Origin of the sequence: Streptomyces alkaliphilus, assembly GCF_014141535.1 — a bacterium.
In the GTDB taxonomy this organism is placed as follows: Bacteria; Actinomycetota; Actinomycetes; order Streptomycetales; family Streptomycetaceae; genus Streptomyces; species Streptomyces alkaliphilus.
Window position 1 is genome coordinate 1 of record NZ_VKHT01000316.1, and the last position, 5,180, is coordinate 5,180.

4 protein-coding genes are annotated in these 5,180 nt (G+C 75.2%); 3 read left to right on the top strand and 1 reads right to left on the bottom strand.

What is annotated here, in order from left to right:
• Positions 1-351 precede the first annotated feature (351 nt).
• From FNQ90_RS12005 to FNQ90_RS12015, 3 genes are all read left to right on the top strand, one after another.
• Positions 352-1,023: a SigE family RNA polymerase sigma factor gene (locus FNQ90_RS12005; protein WP_407699350.1), complete on the top strand. Its 672-nt coding sequence runs from the start codon at positions 352-354 to the stop codon at positions 1,021-1,023.
• Entirely contained in the window at positions 1,020-2,297 is a 1,278-nt protein-coding gene (locus tag FNQ90_RS12010) for a DUF4232 domain-containing protein (RefSeq protein ID WP_182606366.1), read from the top strand. Before FNQ90_RS12005 ends, FNQ90_RS12010 begins: the two co-directional genes overlap by 4 nt.
• Positions 2,298-2,464: 167 nt before the next feature.
• Entirely contained in the window at positions 2,465-3,388 is a 924-nt protein-coding gene (locus FNQ90_RS12015) for an SURF1 family protein (RefSeq protein WP_182606367.1), read from the top strand.
• Here FNQ90_RS12015 and FNQ90_RS12020 read toward each other — a convergent pair.
• Positions 3,327-5,144, bottom strand: coding sequence for a S9 family peptidase (locus FNQ90_RS12020; protein ID WP_182606368.1), 1,818 nt, complete (start codon positions 5,142-5,144; stop codon positions 3,327-3,329). The two genes, FNQ90_RS12015 and FNQ90_RS12020, sit on opposite strands and share 62 nt — an antisense overlap.
• Between the last annotated feature and the right edge of the window lie 36 nt (positions 5,145-5,180).

The following is a 5,180-nucleotide window of genomic DNA, read 5'->3' on the forward strand; positions in this document are numbered from 1 at the left end:
CTCCACCCGCTTCCGGGCACCGCCCCGCGAATCGCTCACGGTCCGATCCGGTCGACCGGCCCTCCGTGATCAAGTTGTATGGCACCGCGGGTTGATCCGGATCGACCCCACGGGAGACGATGACTGCTCCCCGTGTCGCCATGGGAACCCATCGCGACGTGGGGAGCGTCCCGTCGTGTCCCGGGAGCGCTCCAACGCGCCCCGGAGTGAGTCGACGTGTTCGACCCGGGGACATCGGGACGCTCACGGGCAGGGAAGGGAAGAGGCGGTACGGATGGTGGCCACCCGTGGCCCGGGAAAAAACGCGCCCCCGCCGTACAACCCATACGGGGGAGAGCGTGTCCAACAACCGTGGCAGAGGTCCTCGAATTCGTCGCCCCCATCCGCCCGACGCGCCCTCTCGGCCTCCCCGGTCCGCGCACCGGGGGACTTCCCGTGATCGCGCCGGTGCCGGCGCGGGGCGTGACCGCGCGTCCTTCGCGCTCCGACGCCCCGCCGGAGCAGCGGACCGCGGACGCGGCGATGGCTGAGGGCACCACCGTCGACCATCTCACCGAGACGTACCGGGCGCACTACCGCTCGCTGCTCGGCCTCGCCGCCCTGCTGCTGGACGACACGGCCTCCTGTGAGGATGTGGTGCAGGAGGCGTTCATCCGGGTGCACTCGGCGCGCCGCCGGGTGCGGGACCCCGAGAAGACCCTGGCCTACCTCCGCCAGACGGTCGTCAACCTTTCCCGGTCCGCGCTGCGCCGCCGCATCCTGGGCCTGAAGCTGCTGTCCAAGCCGATGCCGGACATGGCCAGCGCGGAGGAGGGGGCGTACGAGCAGTTGGAGCGTGCGGAACTGGTGAAGGCCATGCGCGGCCTCCAGCGCCGGCAGAGAGAGGTGCTCGTGCTGCGCTATTTTGCGGACATGTCCGAAGCCGAGGTGGCCCGAACCCTGGGCATATCGGCGGGGTCGGTCAAGGCGTACGGCTCCCGGGGCATCGCCGCCCTGCGGGTCGCCATGGAGGCGGCCAGGTGAGCGCCCGCGACCACGGAGCCGGGGATCCATCGGCTAAGTGTCCGCCGGATCGCCCGGTCGACGGCGCGGGCCCCGTCGGGGACCGTTCCGGCACCGACACCCCCGCCGGCCCGGCGGCCCCGGAGCCGGTCGAGGACGCGCTGCGGCGCATGCTGCACGAGTCCGTCGAGGACCTGCGCCCCTCGCCGGTCGCCCTCGAGACGCTTCGGCGCGCCGTGCCCGCCCGACGCCGGAGGCGCCACCGGTTGGCCGCCTCCGCCGCTTCCGTGGTGGTGTTGGCGGTGGGCACCCCGGCGGTGCTGCACGCCACCACCGCCTCCGGGCCGGCCGACACCTCGCCCGTCGGGGGCGGATACCAGGAGGGCGCCGGTGGAAGCACAGGTGCCAACGACCCCGCCGGTGGGCCGGGCATCCACAGCTCCGGCGGCGCCGGCGAGGACACCGCCGGCGACGGCGTCCCGGACGGCCCCGGGGAGCCCGACGCCGGCGCGGCCGACGGGGACGGTGCCACGCCCGAGGAGCGCCGCGAGGCGCTGGCCCTGGCCTCCCCCCGGTGTGAGCGTTCCCACCTGGGGGCGGCGCGCACCGAGGTGGGGGCCCCGGACGGGGAGGGCCACGTCCACGGTGTCATCCGCCTGGCCAACATCTCCGCGGAGGCCTGTCGGGTGCGCGGTGCGGGTGATCTCGTCGCCGCGCCGTACGGGGCGTCCGGCATCGACGTGCCGGTACAGGTGATGGATCGCACCGAGGGGGACCGGGCGACCGGATTGCCGACGCCGGCGAGCTGGGAGCAGGATCTGGTGCTGCTGCCCGGGGAGAGTTACGCGGTGCGCTTCGCCTGGGTCCCCCGGCGGGGCACCACCGACGGTGGTTGCCCGGTACCGGGCCGGCCCGGTACCGAGCCGATCGAGAGCGAACCGCCGACCACCGTCGGAGGTGCCGGTGAGCCCGGGGAGGAGACCCCGGGAGGCACCGATCCGGAGACCGGCGAGGGCGCCGACGGCCCCGGTGAGGGCGGTGTGACGTCCGCCGGGGCCGGCACCGGCGGGGTCGACGGGGATGGCTCCCCGTCGACCGGGTCCGGTGCCGGTGGGGAGACCGGCGGGTCCGGTTCCGGTGGCGGGTCCGGCGACGGCGAGGCCGAGGGAGCCGGCGAGGCCGGCACGGTCCTGCGCTACACGCCCGCCGTCGGGGACCCGCAGGCGGCCCGGATCGAGCTGCCGGGCGTGTGCACCGGCACCGTCTACCGCACCGGCGTGCTGGCCGACCACTGACGGCGGGGCGGGACGGCCCCGAACGCCCCGGGGGCGCGGACCGACCCGCGCCCCCGCACGGTGCCGGCGGCGGAGCTCCGTCGCCGGCACCGTGCGTTTCGGGCGGACCCGTCCGGTTCCGCCCACCCCGACCCGGTCGGCGCGCGCCGGCCGAGTACCGTGGGCACGTGTACCGGTTCCTGCTGACCCCGCGCTGGTGGGCGATCAACCTCTTCCTCGTGCTCGCCGTGCCCTTCTGCCTGATCATGGGTTTCTGGCAACTGGGCCGCTTCGAGGACCGGGTGGACGGTCACCGCGAGCACCAGCGGCAGATCGCGGAAGGCGCGTCGGTCGTGCCCGTGCCGCTGGAGGAGTTGCTGCCCCCGACCACCGACACGGTCGGCGGAGCCGCCGAGGTGACCGGCGAGTGGGACGCCGCCAACGAACTGCTGGTGCCGCGTCGTTCGGCCGAGGGCGAGCCCGGCTTCCGCGTCCTCACCCCCCTGATCCCGGCGGACGGCGGTCCCGCCGTCCCGGTGGTGCGCGGATGGCTGCCCACCGAGGCGGTGCCGGACGGGGTGCCGCCCGCGGCCGACGGCCCGGTGACGGTGGTCGGCATCCTGCAGGCTCCCGAGTCACCGCGCGCGATCGGCGCACCCACCGGCCTGCCCGACGGTCAGGTCGGGGTGATCGGCGCGGCATCGCTGATCAACGTGCTGCCGTACCCGGTGCTGGACGGCTGGCTGACCGTGCGGGAGGCGGAGGCGCCACTGGTGGTGGTTCCGCCGGAGGCGGCGGCGGGGACGGTGCTGGACCTCAAGGCCTTCCAGAACCTCGGGTACACCGCCGAATGGTTCGTCTTCGCGGCCTTCGTGGTCTTCATGTGGTACCGGCTGCTGCGCCGGGAGGTGGAGATCGAACGGGACGCACTGGCGGAGGGGGAGGCGAGCGGCAGCGCTTCCGGGGGCCCGCGGCCGGGACCGTCGCCCGGGGCGGGGGCCCCGGCCGACCCGGCCGGGACCCCCGATCGAGGCGGGGACCCGGCGCCGGTCAGTCCCCCGGCGCCGGAAGATGCCTCAGCGCGAACCCGATCTCCAGCCGGGTCTGCTTGACCCGCTCCTCCACGACCAGGGAGCCGTGCCCGGAGTCGTAGCGGTAGACCTCGTGCGGGGCGCCGCGCGCGGCCAACCGCTCCACGTAGTTCTCGATCTGCCGGATCGGACAGCGCGGGTCGTTGACCCCCGCGGAGATGAAGACCGGGGCCTTGACCCGGTCGACGTGCGTGATCGGCGAGGAGGCCCGCCACTGGTCGGGCATCTCCTCCGGGGTGCCGCCGAACAGGGTGCGGTCCAAGGCCTTCAGCGCCTCCATCTCGTCGTGGTAGGCGGTCACGTAGTCGGCGACCGGCACGGCGGCCACGCCCACCGTCCACAGCTCCGGCTGCACACCCAGGCCGAGCAGCGTCAGGTAGCCGCCCCAGGAGCCGCCTGAGAGCACCAGCCGCTCCGGGTCGGCGGGGCCCTCGGTGACGGCCCACTCCCGCACCGCGGCGATGTCCTCCAGCTCGATCAGCCCCACCCGGTGCTTCAGCGCGTCCGTCCACTCCCGGCCGTAACCGGTGGAGCCCCGGTAGTTGACCCGGATGACGGCGAACCCGTGGTCCACCCAGGCGGCCGGCTGAGCGGCGAAGGAGTCCGAGTCGTGGGCGGCCGGGCCGCCGTGGATGTCGAAGACGGTGGGGAAGGGGCCCTCGCCGGGCGGGGTCTGCACCAACACGTGGATCGGCCCGCCGGGGCCCTCCACCCAGGTGTCCCGCAGCGGCACGGAGGGTGGGGCGGTCGGGCCGGGGGCCTCGAGCACGATCCCGCCCGCGGTGGAGCCCACCCGGGGCGGTTCGGCGGCCGAGGACCACAGGTACTCCACCGTGCCGTCGGGCCGTGCGCCGGCGCCGAACACCGAACCCGCGGGGGTGTCGAGCCGCTCCAGGGGCCCACCGGCGCCCGCCGTGCCACCGTGCGCGTCGGTTCCGCCCAGCGGGGCGAGCGGCCACCGGTACAGCTCACCGCGGGCGTGGTGGTCGTGTACGACGAGCAGGGCGGAGCCGTCCGGGTACCAGTCGGCGTGCACGTCGCCGGGCAGGTCGATGCCGATCTCCTCGGAGCGGCCGGTGGTGGGGTCCCAGAGCATCGGTGCCCAGTGGCCCCCGCGCTGGTGGCCGACGAGCAGGCGGTGGTCCCCGGGCACGGGGGAGAAGCCCCACACCGACAACCCCAGGGGCTCGGTGCCGCCCCGGGTGTCGTCGAGTTCGGCGACGGTGCGGCCCTCGCGGTCGACGACGCGCAGCGCGGCGTGCATGGTGTCGCCGTGCTCGGTGTGCTCCAGGGCGATCAGCCGGCCGTCCCGGGACAGGTCGCCGACGCCGGCGGACTCGCGGTGGCGGTAGATCTCCACCGGCTCGCCACCGGCGGGCGCCAGGTGGACGGTGGTGCCCTCCTCCTCGGTCATCCGGCCCACCACGGCGGTGCCGTCCCGGCCGAGGGCCAGGCCGGCGGACCAGGCGGGGGCGAGGCCGGGAACGGCGGTCTCGTCGGCGCCGCCCTCGAAGGGCTGCCGGCGCCAGACGCCGAACTCGTCGCCGTCGGTGTCGTCGAACCACCACAGATGGGAGCCGTCGGGGGTGAGGGTTCCGTCGACGGTGCCGTTCGGGCGGTCGGTGGCCTGCCTGCGGGTGCCGGCGGCCCGGTCCCAGGTGTACAGCTCGAAGGTGCCGCCGACGTTGGAGACGAACAGCGAGCGGTCGGGGGCGTCCTCGGCCCACTCGGGAAAACCGACGCGCGGCGCGCGGTACCGCTTCTCCCAGTCGGGCAGCTCGTCCCAACCGGGGGGCGTGGCGGAGGAGGGTGG